Genomic DNA, 15330 nt, shown 5'->3' with positions numbered 1-15330 from the left:
CGCCGGTGACCCGGTGCCGTACGGCACCGGGTCACCGGGACGAACATCGAGCGGGACGGCCTACTTCGGCGCGATCGCGTTGCTCATGACACGCAGGGCGGACACGAGTCCGTCGATCAGGTTGCCTTCGCCGAACGAGGCGACGGCGGCCGTGACGCCGAGCTGCGCGACCCGGTCGGTCACCCGGTGCTGCACGCCGCGGCCGCTGCGGACCTCGATGGCGCGCTGGTTCGGGGACACCGCGATCAGGACCGAACGCTCGGCCTCCGGTGTCGAGGGGAGCACCGCGTCCGCACCGGCGGCCGGGTTGTCGCCGAGGTCGCCGACGAACACGTTGAACCGCACCTTCGTCAGGCGGGTCGCGTCGGTGAGGGCGTCGTCGAGAGCCACCAACTCGTCCGTGCTGAACGGCGGCAGGTCGATCGGTTCACCGACCTTGTGCGATCCGGAGATGCGACCCGATGCGGTCACGACCGTGCCGGACGGCAGATCCGCCGCCGACACCGAGGACTGGAGAACGTCACCACTTGCCACTTGCCGAACCTCCGATCAGATCTGCACCGGCCGCAGCGTGCGCCGCGTGGTGACCGTGCGTCGTCACCTCGTCGGTCGCGCTCCACAGGATCGGGCCGTACGTCCACCGCTCGCCGAGGCGGTACTCCGCCGGCAACGGGTTCGGCGACCGCCTGACCGGCAGGGACAGGAGGCCGAGGACCGCGATCACGAGGACGGGAATGCCTACGTATATCAGCACTGTCTCGAGAATGCTCACGACACGAACCGTAGCCCAGTCCTGCCGAAATGGAAGCGTCGGGGCCGTATCACGTCTCGGCTCGCCGAGGGGTATCACGCTGCACCCTCCCCCAGATACGGCAGCCACGTCGGATGGACCTCGGTGACGGTGGCGAGCAGCCGCCAGTGCGGGCCGGTCGGCGGGACCAGGGCGGTGTGGAGCGTCCACCCCAACTCGACAAGCAGTTTGTCTGCTTTGTGGTGGTTGCAGGGGGCGCAGCAGGCGACGCAGTTCTCCCACCCGTGGGCGCCGCCGCGGCTGCGGGGCACGACGTGGTCGATGGTCTCGGCCTTGCCGCCGCAGTAGCCGCAGCGGAAGTGGTCGCGGAGCATGAGCGCGGTCCGGGTCATCGGCACGCGGGCCCGGTACGGCACCCGCACGTAGTTGCGGAGCCGGATGACGGACGGGATCTGCACGGCCCATCCCTCGGAGTGGACGACGGGGCCGAGCGGATCCTCGTGGACGGTGTCGGCCTTGTCGCAAGCCATGAGGACGACGGCCCGGCGGGCGGGCAGCGCGGTGAGCGGTTCGAACGTGGCGTTGAGCAGCAGCACCCGGCGCTTGCCCCACCCCACGGACGAGGGCGGCGCGGCCGGGTCTGGTTCGGGAATGACCTGCAGCACGCGCCGGCTGCCGTTTCTCTGCGTCGTCGTTCTCTGGGTCATCGGCACCTCCGCGAAGACTGTTCCCAGTGCATCACGGATAATCGGGTCACGCACTCGCAATTCGGCGAAAACATGCCCGACACCGGGTGAACGGGCGGCAACGGACACCGCCGTCCGGACGAGCAGGACGAAGGAGTTGGCGTGACCGATCCGAACGACACCGGGACGACGTTCTACGAGGCGGTCGGCGGCGCCGAGACGTTCCGCAGACTGGTCGCCCGTTTCTACGAGGAAGTCGCGAAGGACGAGATCGTCCGGCCGCTGTATCCGGAGGCGGATCTCGGGCCGGCGGAGCGCCGGATGCGGATGTTCCTCGAGCAGTACTGGGGTGGGCCACGCACGTATTCGGACGAGCGGGGGCATCCGCGGCTGCGGATGCGGCACGTGCCGTTCACGATCGGCCCGCTCGAGCGGGACGCGTGGCTGCGCTGCATGCACACGGCGATCGCATCGATCGACGAGCAGACGCTCGACGCGGCGCACCGGAAGGCGCTGACCGAGTACATGGACATGGCGGCGGCGTCGCTCGTGAATTCACCGGTCTGACCCGGCCCCGAGCGGGCTCCGATGCGGCACTATGAGGGTTGTGACCGCTCGAGGAGCTCGCACATGGTGGATGGACGCAGTCTTCTACCAGGTCTATCCACGGTCGTTCTGCGACGCGGACGGTGACGGGGTCGGCGACCTCGAGGGTGTGATCGACCGGCTCGGCTATCTCGAACTGCTCGGGGTGGACGCGCTGTGGCTCGGCCCGGTGATGCGTTCACCGATGGCCGATCACGGCTACGACGTGTCCGATCCGCGGGACGTCGACCCGTTGTTCGGGGATCTCGCGACGATGGACGAGCTGGTCGCGGAGGCGCATGCGCGGGGTATCCGGGTCACGATGGACCTGGTGCCGAACCATACGAGCGAGCGGCATCCGTGGTTCGACGCGGCCCTCGCCGGTGGTCCCGGAAGCCCCGCCCGGGACCGGTATTTCTTCCGGGACGGCCGCGGCCCGGACGGCTCCGAGCCGCCGAACAACTGGCCGAGCGTGTTCGGTGGGCCGGCGTGGACGCGGGTCGTCGAACCGGACGGGACGCTCGGGCAGTGGTATCTGCATCTCTTCACGCCCGAGCAACCCGACCTGGACTGGAACCATCCGGACGTCGGCGCGGATCTCGAACGGACACTGCGGTTCTGGCTGCAGCGGGGTGTCGACGGGTTCCGGATCGACGTCGCGCACGGCCTGGCGAAACCGGACGGACTGCCTGACCACGACTGGTCGGCGCATGCGCTTCTCCGCACCACCGACGACGATCCCCGGTTCGACGATCCGCACGTCCACGAGATCCATCGCGGGATCCGCCGGGTGCTCGACGAGTTCCCGGACGCGGTGGCGGTCGGCGAGATCTGGGTGCGCGACAACGACCGGTTCGGCCGCTACCTCCGGCCCGACGAGCTGCATCTGGGGTTCGATTTCCGGCTCGCGGAAACCGTGTTCGACGCGGACGAGGTGCGTTCGGCGATCGAGAACTCGCTGGGTGCGGTCGCCGGGGTGGGCGGCACCCCGACGTGGACGCTGTCGAACCACGACGTCGAACGTGAGGTCACCCGCTACGGCGGCGGGCCGCGCGGTCTGGCCCGTGCCCGGGCGATGGCACTGGTCGAGTTGGCGCTGCCGGGGACGGTGTTCGTCTACAACGGCGCCGAGTTGGGCCTGCCGAACGTGGACCTGCCGGACGCGGTGTTGCAGGATCCGATCTGGCGGCGGTCGGGGCGCACCGAACGCGGCCGGGACGGCTGCCGGGTGCCGCTGCCGTGGGAGGGGACGACGCCGCCGTTCGGGTTCTCCACCACCGCCGACACGTGGCTGCCGATGCCGCCGGAGTGGGCGGCGCTGACGGTCGAGACGCAACTCGAGGACGTCGACTCGACGCTGTCGCTGTATCGCGCCGCCCTGGAGTTGCGTCGGACCCGCCCGGAATGTTCGGGTGACGACATCGCCTGGTACGGGAGTCCACCCGGCTGCTGCGCGTTCCGGCGCGGCGGCGGACTGATCTGCGTCCTCAACGCGACGGCCGGCCCGATCGTGCTCCCGCCGGGCCGGATCCTGCTGTCGAGCCTGCCGTTGGTCGACGGTCTGCTGCCGGCGGATTCGGCGGCCTGGCTGGCGTGACGCCCGGTCTGTTTCCTCTCCCCGTGCACACTGCCTCCGGCGCAGGTACATTCCGTGCATGTCCGAGAGCGACGCGCTGTTCGGGGCCCTTCTCGACTCCGCGAAGCGCCTCTCCTTCGATGCACGCAACCCCCTGATCCCGCAGGCCGAACCCGGCGACGAGCACCGGCACGGCATGACGCCCCAGTGGTCCCCGCTGTACGGCACCGCCCTGTGGGACGGCATGTCGGAGGCGGACCGGGTCCGGCTCACCCGCGCCGAGGTCGCCAACGTCCTCGGTGTCGGCATCTGGCTGGAGGTGGGCCTGCAGGTGGCGGTGCTGCGGTCGATCCACCCGGCGGATCCGGCCCGACCGGACGTGAAGTTCCTGTTCAACGAGTGCGCCGACGAGAACCTGCACTCACTGATGTTCGTCGATGCCGTCGAGGCCGTCGGCGCGCAGTTCCCCCGCCGCGATCGCATGCTCGACGTGTTCGGCTGGATGTTCCGTCACCTCTTCTCCGGTGCGGCCGCATACGGGATCATCCTGGCCGGCGAGGAGATCTTCGACGTCATGCAGCGGGACTGGATGAACGACGAGGACGTCGCCGCCCCGGTCCGCCGGGCCGCGTACATCCATGTCGTCGAGGAGTCCCGGCACATGGCGTTCGCGCGGCGCAAGATCCGGGATCGGCTCCGCGGCATGTCCCGGCTGCGGCGCGGCGCGAGCACTCTGCTCATCGCTCTGGGCATGCACGTCATCGCGAAGAGCCTGATCAACCGGCGGACGTACGAGAACCTCGGCCTCGACTGGGACGTCGTGAAGGCTCACATCGACGGCAACGAGCACCATCGGATGATGTTCCGGAAGGCGGCGGAACCGTTCGTCGAGTTCCTGAGCAAGGAGGGCCTGCTCACGCCCGGCGCCCGCTGGATCTACCGGAAGTCCAATCTTCTCTGAGGAGTCCGTCGTGACCCACGTGATCCTGGGCCAGTGCTGCAAGGACGCCTCGTGTGTGCGGGTGTGCCCGCAGAACTGCATCCATCCCGCGCCCGGCGAGGACGGTTTCGCGGAGGCCGACACGCTGCACATCGACCCGAACTCGTGCATCGACTGCACCGCGTGCGTCGAGGCCTGCCCGGCGTCGGCCATCAAGGCCGAGCATGCGCTGACCCCGTCGGAGTTGCTGCACGTCGCCCGGAACCGGGACTACTTCACCGGGTCCGTGTCGCCGCGGGTCCGTCCCCGCACCGTCGTCGAGTTGCCGCTGCCCGTCCCGGCCGTCCGGCTGTCGGTCGCGGTGGTGGGGGCGGGCGCGGCAGCGATGTACACGGTGCGGGAGTTGCTGCGGCGGTCGACGTCGATCCGGGTCACCGTCTACGAGCAGGACGACGCCGTCGGGGGGCTGCTGCGCCGCGGCGTGTCCCGCGACCACGCCGGGGTGCGGGACATGATCCGGCTGTTCGACGTGCCGTTCCGGGACGACCGTGTCACGGTCGTCCCCCGTACCCGGGTCGGGGCGGACGTGTCGGTCGACGAACTCCGACTCCGGCACGACGCGGTGATCCTGGCGTGCGGGGCGTCCGTGCCCCGGCCGGTCGGGTCCGCCGGCGGTGCCGGGATCCATCAGGCCCTCGACCTCCTGGTCGCCGAGAACAGCGGATCCCGTCCACCCGCACCGGCCGGGCCGGCGGGTGTCGTGATCGGCGCGGGCAATGTCGCGTTCGACGTCGTCCGCTGGATCGCACGAGTACGGAACCGGTCCGCGGGCACCGCGATCCGGGAGTTGACGGTGCTGTCCCGGTCGGGTCCGGACCGGGCCGCGTTCACCCCGTCGGCGCTGCACGAACTGCTCGGGCTCGACGGTGTCGACGTCCTGGTCGACGCCGCGGGTGTCGTGCCGATTCCCGGCACGGACGGGCCGCTGGTGCAGTCGCTGGCGCATCTCCCGCTCACCGGGGTCCGTGACGATCGGCGGGGCGACGGTGCGCTGCGTGTCGTGTTGTCGTTCGGGCAGGAGGTGGCCGATCTGGCGGCGACCGACTCCGGTGGTGTCACGGTCACCACGGCGGCCGGGCGGGTGTTCCGGGTGGACTCGGCGATCTGCGCGACCGGTTTCACGACCGACCGGATCGACGGTGTCCCCCTCGATCCCCGCGGCCTCGTCCCCAACGATCGGGGGCGGGTGCTCTCCCCCGACACCGGTACACCGGTCGACGGCATGTACGTCGTCGGCTGGGCGAAACGCGGCGCGTCCGGTGGTGTCGGCGACAACCGACTGTGTGCCGCCGACACCGTCGCCCGCCTCACCGAGGATCTGCACGCGCGGGTGTGACGGTCAGGCGTCCCGGTCGGGGTCTGCCGCGTCGACGAGGTCGGCGGCCGCCTTCAGTCCGAGGCCGGGGTGGCGTTCGCGGAGCGCCTTGATCGCCGGGATCCGACCCTGCGTCGCCGCGATCGCGTCCCGGACGTCCGCGGCCGGCACCGAGGCCGGGTCGACGGCCGGAGGTGTCGACGGGGTGGGTCGGCGTCGAATCACGTTGACGCACTGCCAGGCCAAGAAGGCCATGACGAACACCCACAGACCGACTTTGAACCAGTTCCAGACGGAACCGTCCGCCGCGACATCGGAGATGAAGAGGGTCCCGAACCACAGGAACGCCACGACTCCGACGAACGGCGCCCACTTCTCGCGACTCGATGCCAGTCGCCGCCATGTCGTCCGCACCACCACTCCTCTCTCCTTGCCTCGGCCGCGCCGGCCGGGCACCAACACCGTATGTGGTTCAACCGGATTGCGGCACTCGTTCTCGCGGGCGTGTGTGCGGTGGTGGTCGGCCGTCAGATGGTCGGCGCCGACGGCTGGATCGTCGCCGCTCTCGCACTGTGCGCGGCGGCGGCGGTCGCGGCTCTCGTCCTGTTGCTCCGGTCCACGGATCGGGAACCCGCCGTGTTCGTCTCGGTGTCGTATGCAACGTTCGGTGTGATCGCCGTCGTTGCCGAACTGCTCGATAAGGACTGGATCCGGGCCGGCCTCGCGGTCGCCGCACTCCCCCTGGTCTCGCTGTATCTCGTGACCGACGACCGCACCCGCGCCTGGATCAACCGGATCGGCGGCTACTGCCGGACGACGGTGTGACGAAGAGGGAACACCGGCCGCCACCACCAGATCATTGACAAATTGCGTGATCTGTCTCACTGTTGAGGCATGACGTCGACGATGTCCGACAACGTGGCCTACGTTCCCCGTTCCGGGGAGTCGTGGCGGGATCCGTGGCCGATGTATGCGGCGCTGCGCGAACACGATCCGGTGCACCATGTGGTGCCGGAATCAGCTCCGCAGGACGACTTCTGGGTGCTGACGCGGCATGCGGATGTGTACGGGGCGGCTCGTGACGCGGCGACGTTCTCGTCGGCCGAGGGGCTGACGATGTCCTACGGGGAACTCGACAAGATCGGGTTGCGCGACAATCCGCCGCTGGTGATGCTCGATCCGCCGGCCCACACCCAGTTCCGGCGTCTCGTGGCCCGCGGGTTCACGCCGCGGCAGGTGGAGGCGATCGAGCCGGAGGTACGCCGCTTCGTGGTCGACCGCATCGAGGGGTTGCGGTCGACCGGCGGCGGCGACATCGCCACCGAACTGTTCAAGCCGCTGCCGTCGATGGTGGTCGCCCACTATCTGGGGGTGCCGGCGGAGGACCGTGGGCAGTTCGACGGCTGGACCGACGCGATCGTCGCCGCCAACGCGACCGGTGATCCGCTCGCCGCGCAGCATGCGGTCGTCGAGTTGATGACGTACTTCGGTGGCCTGATCGAACGCCGCCGCACCGAGGCCGCATCAGGGTCCGCGGGCGACGACACCATCTCGCATCTCGTCGCGGCCGGTGTCGGCGCCGACGGCGACGTCTCCGGGCTGCTGTCGATCCTCGGGTTCGCGTTCACGATGGTCACCGGCGGCAACGACACCACCACCGGAATGCTCGGTGGCACAGTGCAACTGCTCACCCAGCGGCGCGATCAGCGGCAGCTGCTGCTCGACGATCCGACGCTGATCCCGGGCGCGATCGAAGAGTTGCTGCGCCTCACCTCGCCGGTGCAGGGGCTGGCCCGCACCACCACCCGCGACGTCGACATCGACGGCGTCACCATCCCCGCCGGACGCAAGACGCTGCTGGTGTACGGGTCCGCGAACCGGGATCCGCTGGTGTTCGGGGACGACGCCGAGGAACTCGACGTGCTCCGCGATCCGCGGCTGATCATGACGTTCAGCAGCGGCAACCACCACTGCCTGGGGGCTGCGGCCGCACGCATGCAGGCGCGGGTCGCGCTCGAGGAACTGCTTGCCCGCTGCCCGGACTTCGACGTCGACATCGACGGCGTCGAGTACGCCTCCGGCAACTATGTCCGACGCCCCACGCACGTCCCGTTCCGGGCCGGATGACCGTGTCCACCAGCACTTCCCACTCGTGGCTGCACGACGAACGTGGCGCGGCGGCGGCCGGGAAGATCCTCGACGCCGCCGCACAACTGTTCGTCGATCGCGGTGTCGCCGGTACCGGGATGGCCGAGATCGCGTCGGCCGCAGGATGTTCCCGCGCAACCCTGTACCGCTACTTCGCCAGCCGCAAGGCCCTGCACCTGGCGTTCGTGCACCGGGAGGCCCGCCGGCTCGGCGACCGTGTCGCCCGGTCGGTCACGGCCACCGACCCGCGTGAACGGATCACCGAGGCCGTGCTCACCGCACTCCGGGAGGTCCGCGCCGACCCGACCCTGTCGGTGTGGTTCGGGATCGGCGACGCCGCCCTCGCATCCGAGTTGGCGAGCACGTCCGAGATGATCGAGGTGCTCGGCGCGGTGTTCCTCGCCGGCCCCGACGGCAGTGTCGACGCCGAGACCACCGGTCGCGCCCGCTGGCTGGTGCGGGTGATCGTCTCCCTGCTCACCGTGCCCGGCATCGACGAGGCCGACGAGCGCGCCATGATCGAACAGTTCCTGGTCCCCGTCGTCGGTCCCGCCCACCCGTAACGGAACCCGGCACGTCCACGGATACACCGGTACCGTGACGATCACCGTTGCCACGGAACCGAATCGAAGGGGCGCCCCCGATGACCACTCGGCCGATACGCACAGCGACCACTGCCGTGCTCGCCGTTGCCGGAGCAGCAGCCACCGTCCTCGCCGGTAGTGGCGTCGCCCACGCCGACCCGGCACCACCGACATCGACGACCATGACGTGTTCGAGCCTGAATCCTCTACTCTGGGCGCCGTCGTTCACATGGGCGGTGACCGCGGCATCCGGCGAGTCGCTGCCCCCGGGCGGTGACGCCCTGCAACCGTCGGTCCTGCTCAGCGGCGGCAACGAACTGCCCGTCCCGCCCGGCGGACTGATCCCGAGCATCGGGCCGAACTGGTACGGCACCCGGGTCCTCGTCGACTGGCACAACCGCACCACCGGCGAGTCCGGGCGCAGCGTCAGCGACGAGGCCGCCTGGAACCAGGCACCCGGCATCCCGATCAACCGCACCTGGGCCGGGACCGGCACCGTGGACGTGACCGTCACCGTGCAGACCGGCGCCGGCTGGTGGTGGATCAACCCGCAGAACGCCGTCTGCCACGGCACGCTCACGGTCGTCCCGGGCCACTGACTCCTACGTCGTGAACAGCGGCAGCCCGCCGCCGCGGCGGGTGTGGATCGAGCCGTAGCGGGCGTCGAGGCGCAGCCAGGTCGCGGACGCCCGCACCCGCACGACCTCGTCCTCGTGGCCCGCGGTCTCCGGCACGAATCCCATTGCGGTGAGCGCGAACACGGTCCGCATCGAGACAGCGACCGCCGCATCACCCTCCGCGCCGGTGACGTCGAGCACCGTCTGGTCGAGCAGTGATGTCGGCGGCCCCTGCGGTCCGGCGTGCTGCTGCGCGAGATCGGCGCCGCGTCGGGCCAGGTCGAACAGCACCCGGGCGGGCACGTCGTCGACGTGGACGAACCCGGTGTCCGGGGGCAGCGCCCCCCGCCACGCCGAGTCCATCGCGAACCCCGGATCGATGTCGGCCCCACCGGCCGCCAGGCCGCGGGCCAGCACGTCCCCGGCCGCGGTGAGATCGTCCGGCCGTATCTGCCCGGCGACGACGCGGGTGGCGAGGGCGTCGAATCCGGTGGGCGCCCACACCGACACGTGCCCGTCGCCGCGGCGGCGCATCCGGATCACGGCGGCCTCGTCGAGTCGGACCACGCGGGCGACGAACGCCGCCAGGTTGGCGCGTTCGACCGGATCCGGGACCGTCAGGACCCGGTCAGCCACGCTTCCACAACTCCAGGTAGCCGCGTTCCGTGTCGGTGAGCCGCCGCAGCCGCTGCGTCCCGATGTCGAAGGCCGCGATCTGCGTCGACGCGACGATCGACGGCGGCGTCGACGCCGCGGTACCGGCCGGCCGCACCTCGTAGGCGATGGTGAAGTCGACGGCCCGGATCTGCTCGATCCACATCAGCACGTCGAGGGGGCTGTCACTGTGCCGCAGCTGGCCGCGGTAGCGCACGTGCAGGTCGGCGATCACCGCACCGTCCCGCAACGTCACCGTCGGGGCGTCGTCCTCGAACAGCCACGGGATCCGCGCCTCCTCGAGGAGCGTCACCATCCGTGCGTGGTTGACGTGCTGGAACGCGTCCATGTCGGACCAGCGGACCACCACCGTGGTGTGGAACCCGACCGGCTCCGCCGCGGCCGGTCCCCCGACCTCGACTCCGTTGTGCGCGACGTCCTGCGCTGTCACCTTCCGACCTCCGATCTGGTGCCCACACCCCGCACCATGCTGCGAACCTGACGCGCCGCCACCGAGAGCGTCGCGAGGTCCAGCGTCCCAGACTCGGAGATCTCCGCGAGCGCGGACCTCGCCCGGGCGAGCCGCGACGCATTCGTCGACTCCCAGTAGTCGATCTTCTCCTGCGACGTCTCGGTCGGTTCACCGCCCGCGAGGACCTCGAGGGTCAGGGATCGCAGCGACCCGTACAGGTCGTCGCGCAACGCCAGCCGCGCCAGAGAATGCCAGCGGTCACCGCGCGCCAGATCGGAGACCGCGGTGAGCAGCCAGTCGATCCCGAGGTGCGCGTCGAGCGCGAAGTACAGTTCGGCGACCTCGTCCCCGTCGCGTTCGCAGATGTCGGCGACGTCGACGATGTCGAGCAGGCTGTACAGGTCGAGCAGCCCGTACACCTCGCGTGCCAGCTCCCGCGGCACCCCCCGGTCGACGACGGCCTGTGTCCGCCACTCCAGTTCGGTCGACCGGTGCCCGCGCAGCCACCCCGGCACGTGCGGTGCCAGTTTACGGAACTCGGCCGAGTACCGGCTGATCTCGGCGCCCACCGCGACCGGCTGCGGCCGGTTCGACAGGAACCAGCGCGACGACCGGTCCAGGACCCGCCGGGACTGCAACATCAGCGTGTACGCGACGTCGGCCGGGATGTCGGCGGTGTCGATCCGCTCCCACACCGCCGGGAGCTCGAAGATCTCGGTGACGGCCGCGTACGCGCGGATCGCGTCGGAACTGGACGCGCCGGTGTGCTCGGACAACCGGTAGACGTAGGTGATGCCGCCGTTGTCGACCGCCTCGTTGGCGAGCATCGTGGCGACGATCTCGCGGCGCAGCGGATGCGCCCGGATCGACGAACGGAACCGGGACCGCAGCTGCACCGGGAAGTAGCCGGGCAGCCGGGCCGCGAAGACCTCGGTGTCCGGCAGGTCGGTGGCGAGGAGATCCTTCGCGAACGCGAGTTTGACGTGCGCCATCACCGTCGCCAACTCGGGTGAGGTGAGACCGATCCCGGCCTGGACGCGTTTGGTGAACTCGCCCTCGGTCGGCAGCGCCTCGATCTTGCGGTCGAGCCCGTACTGCGCGATGAGCATCGCGATCAACCGGCGGTGCACCCCGAGCATCTGCGCCGCACTCGCCCGCGACATGCCCAGCTGGATGTTCTGGGAGACGTTGTCCGCCAACACCAGCCGGGCGACCTCGTCGGTCATGGAGGCGAGCAACGGGTCCCGGTCGGCGACGGCCAGCTCACCGCTGCTCACCAGCGCGTCGAGCAGGATCTTGATGTTCACCTCGTGGTCGGAGCAGTCCACGCCGGCCGAGTTGTCGATGGCATCGGTGTTGATCTTGCCGCCGTGCAGCGCGTACTCGATCCGGCCGAGCTGGGTGACGCCCAGGTTGCCGCCCTCACCGATCACCCGGGCCCGCACGTCGGCGCCACGCACCCGCACCGCGTCGTTGCTCTTGTCACCGACCGCGGCGTCGGACTCGGTCGACGCCTTCACGTACGTGCCGATGCCGCCGTTCCACAACAGGTCGACGGGTGCGGTGAGAATCGCCTTCATCAGATCGGGCGGGGTCATCTCGGTGACGTCGTCGCCGAGGCCGAGCGCGGCGCGCACCTGCGGGCTGATCGGCACCGCCTTCACCGTCCGCGCGTACACGCCGCCGCCCTCGCCGATCAGGGCCGTGTCGTAGTCCGCCCACGACGAACGCGGGAGTGCGTACAGGCGCCGGCGTTCGGTGAACGAGCGGGCCGCATCCGGGTTCGGATCGAGGAAGATGTGCCGGTGGTCGAACGCGGCGACGATGCGGATGTGCTCGCTGAGCAGCATCCCGTTGCCGAACACGTCACCGCTCATGTCACCGATCCCGACGGCTGTGAAATCGTCTGCGGAGACGTCGATTCCGAGTTCCCGGAAATGCACCTTGACGCTCTCCCACGCGCCGCGGGCCGTGATCCCCATCTCCTTGTGGTCGTAGCCGGCCGACCCGCCGGACGCGAACGCGTCCCCGAGCCAGAACCCGTACCCGGCGGCGACGTCGTTGGCGATGTCGGAGAACGTGGCGGTGCCCTTGTCCGCGGCCACCACCAGGTAGGAGTCGTCCGCGTCGCGCCGCACCACCCGATCCGGGTGCACGATCGCCCCGGTGCCGCGGTCCACGTTGTCGGTGACATCGAGGAGCCCGGAGATGAATTCGCGGTAGCAGGCGACACCCTGGTCCCGGACCGCCTGCCGGTCCACGCCCGCATCCCCGGTGGGCGGGACGGGCCGTTTGACGACGAATCCGCCCTTCGCACCCACCGGGACGATGACAGCGTTCTTGACCGCCTGCGCCTTCGCCAGCCCGAGGATCTCGGTACGGAAGTCCTCCCGACGGTCCGACCAGCGCAGCCCGCCGCGGGCGACCGCACCGAACCGCAGATGGACCCCCTCGACCTCGGGCGAATACACGAACACCTCGAACCGCGGCCGCGGCTTGGGCAACTCCGGGATACGGCCCGGCTCGAACTTCAGGGACAGGAAACCGCGCGGGTTCCCGTACCCGTCACGCACGAAATGGTTGGTACGCAACGTCGCCCGCACCAGACCGAACAGCGCCCGCAGGATCCGGTCCACGTCGAGGCTCACCACCTCACCGATCGCGACGCCGAGCGCCCGCTCGAGTCCGTGCGGATCCGGGCGTGCCCCACCGTGTCCGGCATCGGGATCGAACAGCGCCTCGAACAGTTCGACGAGCCCCCGCGCGATCTCCGGGTGCCCGAGCAGCACCGTCTCGATGTGCACCTGGCTGTACGCGAACCCGGCCTGCCGCAGGAACTTCACGTACGCCCGCAGCACCGTCACCTGCCGCCAGTCCAGCCCGGCCCGCAGCACCAACTCGTTGAACCGGTCCGCCTCGCACCGGCCGTGCCACGCCGCGGTGAACGCCTCCGTGAACCGGCCGCGCAACTGCTCGTCCGGCCCCCCACCGCGCAGGTCGGCGACCGCGTCCCGCAGAACCGACGCCGGCACCTCGAGACCGAAATCATAGATCCAGCAATGCATTCCGTCGGGACGCACGATCTGGTAGGGGCGCTCGTCGAGAACCTCGACGCCGAGACTGTGCAGCACCGGCAGCACGTGGGACAGCGAGATCCCCTCACCCGCGAAGTACAGGGCGAACTGCCACCGCCCGGCCACCTCCGACGGGTCGTGGTAGAGGCTCAGATCGATCGAATCCACCTGTAGCGCAGCGAGCCGGGCGATGTCAGCGAGAGCACGTTCGGGTGCGAAATCCTCCTTGTACCCGTCCGGGAACGCCGGAACGTACGGTGCGACCACCGCCGGATCCGTCGACGGGTCCACGGCCGCGGCGTCCGCGAACCGGTCGTCCCAACTGCGGCTCGCGGCGGCCAGCCGGCTCTGGAGACGCAGCCGGTTCGCCTCGGAAGTGTCGACGTGCACGTCCTGCCGGCCGGCCGGTTTCCGGATCGTCACGTGCAGCATCGCGAGATCACCCTCGCTCACCCGCACCGTGTAGTCGAGCGAACCACCGCCGAGCTCGGCGAGCAGGATCTTCTGCATCCGCAGCCGCACCAGCGTCGTGTACCGGTCCCGCGGCAGGTACACCAGGCACGAGACGAACCGCCCGAACGTGTCTTCCCGCATGAACAGCCGCACCTGCCGACGCAGACCGATGTTGAGGACCGCCGTCATCGTGCCGACGAGGGCATCGGTGTCGATCGAGAAGAGTTCGGTCCGCGGGAACGACTGCACCACCTCGAGCATCGCCTGCCCGGAAAACGAGTCGATATCGAATCCGGCGCGGGCGATCGCCGTACGCACCCGACGCTCGATCACCGGGATGTCGAGGACGTTCTCGTGCAGCGCGGTCACCGTGAACACTCCGAGGAACCGGTGCTCGCCGACGATGGTGCCGTCGTCGGCGACGATGCTCACCCCCACGAAGTACGGGTACACCGACCGGTGCACGGTCGCCGGCGCGGACCCCTGCGTCAACACCAGCAGCGGCTGTTCGGGCAGCCCTGCCGCGCAAGGGATCTGGATGCCCTGATCGGTGGGGCCGTCGGTACGGAGCACACCGAGACCGCTCGCCGCGACGGGCACCGCGTGACAGCCCCCGCCGCACTCGTAGCGTCGGTAGCCGAGCACCGTGTAGTGCCCGTCCGCGAGCCACCGCAGCAGGTTCGCACAGTCCCGGATCTCGTCGGCGGTCCGTCCCGGGGGCGGGGTCGCGGCACGCGTCTCGAACTCGGTGGCCAGGGACCGCTGCAGCGTGCGCATCGTCTCGGTGTCCTCGACCACCTGCGCCACATCCGTCAGGACGCCGACGAGGGCACCCTCGAGCGAGTCGAGGACCGCGGTCTCGGTCGCGGGATGCAACTGGACGTGCATCCACGACTCGGCGGCCACCCCGTCCGGCAGATCCCGGACCGCCGTCTCGGGCAGAACCCGGTGGAGTGTGCCGTCCGGGCCGCGGTCGACACCGAGGATCGGATGCACCACCTCGCTGATCGACGCGTCGAGGCGACCGAGGAGTGCGGTGACCGACTCGACGAGCAGCGGCATGTCGTCGGTGACGATCTGCAGTGCCGCGCCGACCCCGGTGGAATCCGCGGGCCGGTGGACGCGGGTGACGGCGGCGCCGGGCGGGCGCTGCAGCGCCAGACGGAGATGTTCGCGGAGGATGGCGTCCGCACGCTCGTGCAGGACACTGTCGGGTTCGTCGGCCGACGTGTGCCGGAAGTAGGCGGCCCGCAGCAGCGGCAGTTCGGCCCGCACCTGCGCGGGCAGGTCGACCGCCCGGCCGGAATCGAGTGAATCCGTCATCGCGACACTCCGTCCTGTTCCAGGTCACCGCGGATGGCTCTGCAGCGAGCCTAACCGCGGTGACCTCGAATCGCGTGCGAGACGGAGACGTC

The 15330-nt window shown here is 70.1% G+C and carries 15 protein-coding genes; 8 read left to right on the top strand and 7 right to left on the bottom strand.

The window, feature by feature from the left end; translation table 11 throughout:
* Nucleotides 1-60: 60 nt before the first annotated feature.
* The 3 genes from E0497_RS04660 to E0497_RS04650 form a co-directional block, all read right to left on the bottom strand.
* A complete protein-coding gene (locus E0497_RS04660) occupies nt 61-534 on the bottom strand; it encodes a DUF5130 domain-containing protein (protein WP_137723622.1) in 474 nt (157 codons plus the stop codon).
* Nucleotides 521-772, bottom strand: coding sequence for an aa3-type cytochrome oxidase subunit CtaJ (gene ctaJ, locus E0497_RS04655; RefSeq protein ID WP_137723621.1), 252 nt, complete (start codon nt 770-772; stop codon nt 521-523). The genes E0497_RS04660 and ctaJ overlap by 14 nt, the downstream gene beginning before the upstream one ends.
* A gap of 74 nt (nt 773-846) precedes the next feature.
* Nucleotides 847-1458 (bottom strand): HNH endonuclease, encoded by a 612-nt coding sequence (locus E0497_RS04650; RefSeq protein ID WP_137723620.1) that lies wholly within the window; start codon nt 1456-1458, stop codon nt 847-849.
* A 141-nt stretch (nt 1459-1599) separates the two neighbouring features.
* On the opposite strand from E0497_RS04650, the gene E0497_RS04645 reads away from it, so the two are divergent.
* Genes E0497_RS04645 through E0497_RS04630 form a run of 4 tightly spaced genes read left to right on the top strand, consistent with a single transcriptional unit; the run spans nt 1600 to nt 5934 of the window.
* Nucleotides 1600-2004, top strand: a complete 405-nt coding sequence (locus tag E0497_RS04645; RefSeq protein WP_137723619.1) for a globin — start codon at nt 1600-1602, stop codon at nt 2002-2004.
* A gap of 31 nt (nt 2005-2035) precedes the next feature.
* Nucleotides 2036-3619 carry a glycoside hydrolase family 13 protein gene (locus E0497_RS04640; protein WP_137723618.1) on the top strand — a complete coding sequence of 528 codons (1584 nt, stop codon included), beginning with the start codon at nt 2036-2038 and terminating at the stop codon, nt 3617-3619.
* A gap of 58 nt (nt 3620-3677) precedes the next feature.
* Nucleotides 3678-4559 (top strand): AurF N-oxygenase family protein, encoded by an 882-nt coding sequence (locus tag E0497_RS04635; RefSeq protein ID WP_137723617.1) that lies wholly within the window; start codon nt 3678-3680, stop codon nt 4557-4559.
* 10 nt (nt 4560-4569) lie between these two features.
* Nucleotides 4570-5934, top strand: a complete 1365-nt coding sequence (locus tag E0497_RS04630; protein ID WP_137723616.1) for a 4Fe-4S binding protein — start codon at nt 4570-4572, stop codon at nt 5932-5934.
* A 3-nt stretch (nt 5935-5937) separates the two neighbouring features.
* Here E0497_RS04630 and E0497_RS04625 read toward each other — a convergent pair whose 3' ends face one another.
* Nucleotides 5938-6330 (bottom strand): hypothetical protein, encoded by a 393-nt coding sequence (locus tag E0497_RS04625; protein ID WP_137723615.1) that lies wholly within the window; start codon nt 6328-6330, stop codon nt 5938-5940.
* Between the two features lie 48 nt (nt 6331-6378).
* Here E0497_RS04625 and E0497_RS04620 point away from each other — a divergent pair, with 48 nt between their 5' ends.
* The 4 genes from E0497_RS04620 (at nt 6379) to E0497_RS04605 (ending at nt 9244) form a co-directional block, all read left to right on the top strand.
* Nucleotides 6379-6738 carry a hypothetical protein gene (locus E0497_RS04620; protein WP_137723614.1) on the top strand — a complete coding sequence of 120 codons (360 nt, stop codon included), beginning with the start codon at nt 6379-6381 and terminating at the stop codon, nt 6736-6738.
* 81 nt (nt 6739-6819) lie between these two features.
* Nucleotides 6820-8040, top strand: a complete 1221-nt coding sequence (locus E0497_RS04615; protein ID WP_277751667.1) for a cytochrome P450 — start codon at nt 6820-6822, stop codon at nt 8038-8040.
* A 2-nt stretch (nt 8041-8042) separates the two neighbouring features.
* On the top strand, nt 8043-8624 hold the full coding sequence (locus E0497_RS04610) for a TetR/AcrR family transcriptional regulator (protein ID WP_241665706.1): 582 nt from the start codon (nt 8043-8045) through the stop codon (nt 8622-8624).
* An 80-nt stretch (nt 8625-8704) separates the two neighbouring features.
* Complete coding sequence (locus E0497_RS04605) at nt 8705-9244, top strand: hypothetical protein (RefSeq protein WP_241665705.1); 540 nt, start codon at nt 8705-8707, stop codon at nt 9242-9244.
* Nucleotides 9245-9247: 3 nt separating this feature from the next.
* On the opposite strand, the gene E0497_RS04600 is transcribed toward E0497_RS04605, so the two are convergent.
* The 3 genes from E0497_RS04600 to E0497_RS04590 all read right to left on the bottom strand — a co-directional run bounded on the left by E0497_RS04600 (nt 9248) and on the right by E0497_RS04590 (nt 15238).
* A complete protein-coding gene (locus E0497_RS04600; RefSeq protein ID WP_137723611.1) occupies nt 9248-9898 on the bottom strand; it encodes a DUF8010 domain-containing protein in 651 nt (216 codons plus the stop codon).
* On the bottom strand, nt 9891-10286 hold the full coding sequence (locus E0497_RS04595) for an acyl-CoA thioesterase (protein WP_277751666.1): 396 nt from the start codon (nt 10284-10286) through the stop codon (nt 9891-9893). The genes E0497_RS04600 and E0497_RS04595 overlap by 8 nt, the downstream gene beginning before the upstream one ends.
* 77 nt (nt 10287-10363) lie before the next feature.
* The gene (locus E0497_RS04590; RefSeq protein ID WP_137723610.1) at nt 10364-15238 is read right to left on the bottom strand and encodes an NAD-glutamate dehydrogenase; all 4875 of its coding nucleotides are present in this window, start codon (nt 15236-15238) and stop codon (nt 10364-10366) included.
* Nucleotides 15239-15330: the final 92 nt, after the last annotated feature.

Origin of the sequence: Prescottella subtropica, assembly GCF_005434945.1 — a bacterium.
In the GTDB taxonomy this organism is placed as follows: domain Bacteria; phylum Actinomycetota; class Actinomycetes; order Mycobacteriales; family Mycobacteriaceae; genus Prescottella; species Prescottella subtropica.
The sequence above is the reverse complement of the archived record's forward strand: the minus strand, read 5'-3'. Positions and strand labels throughout refer to the sequence as shown.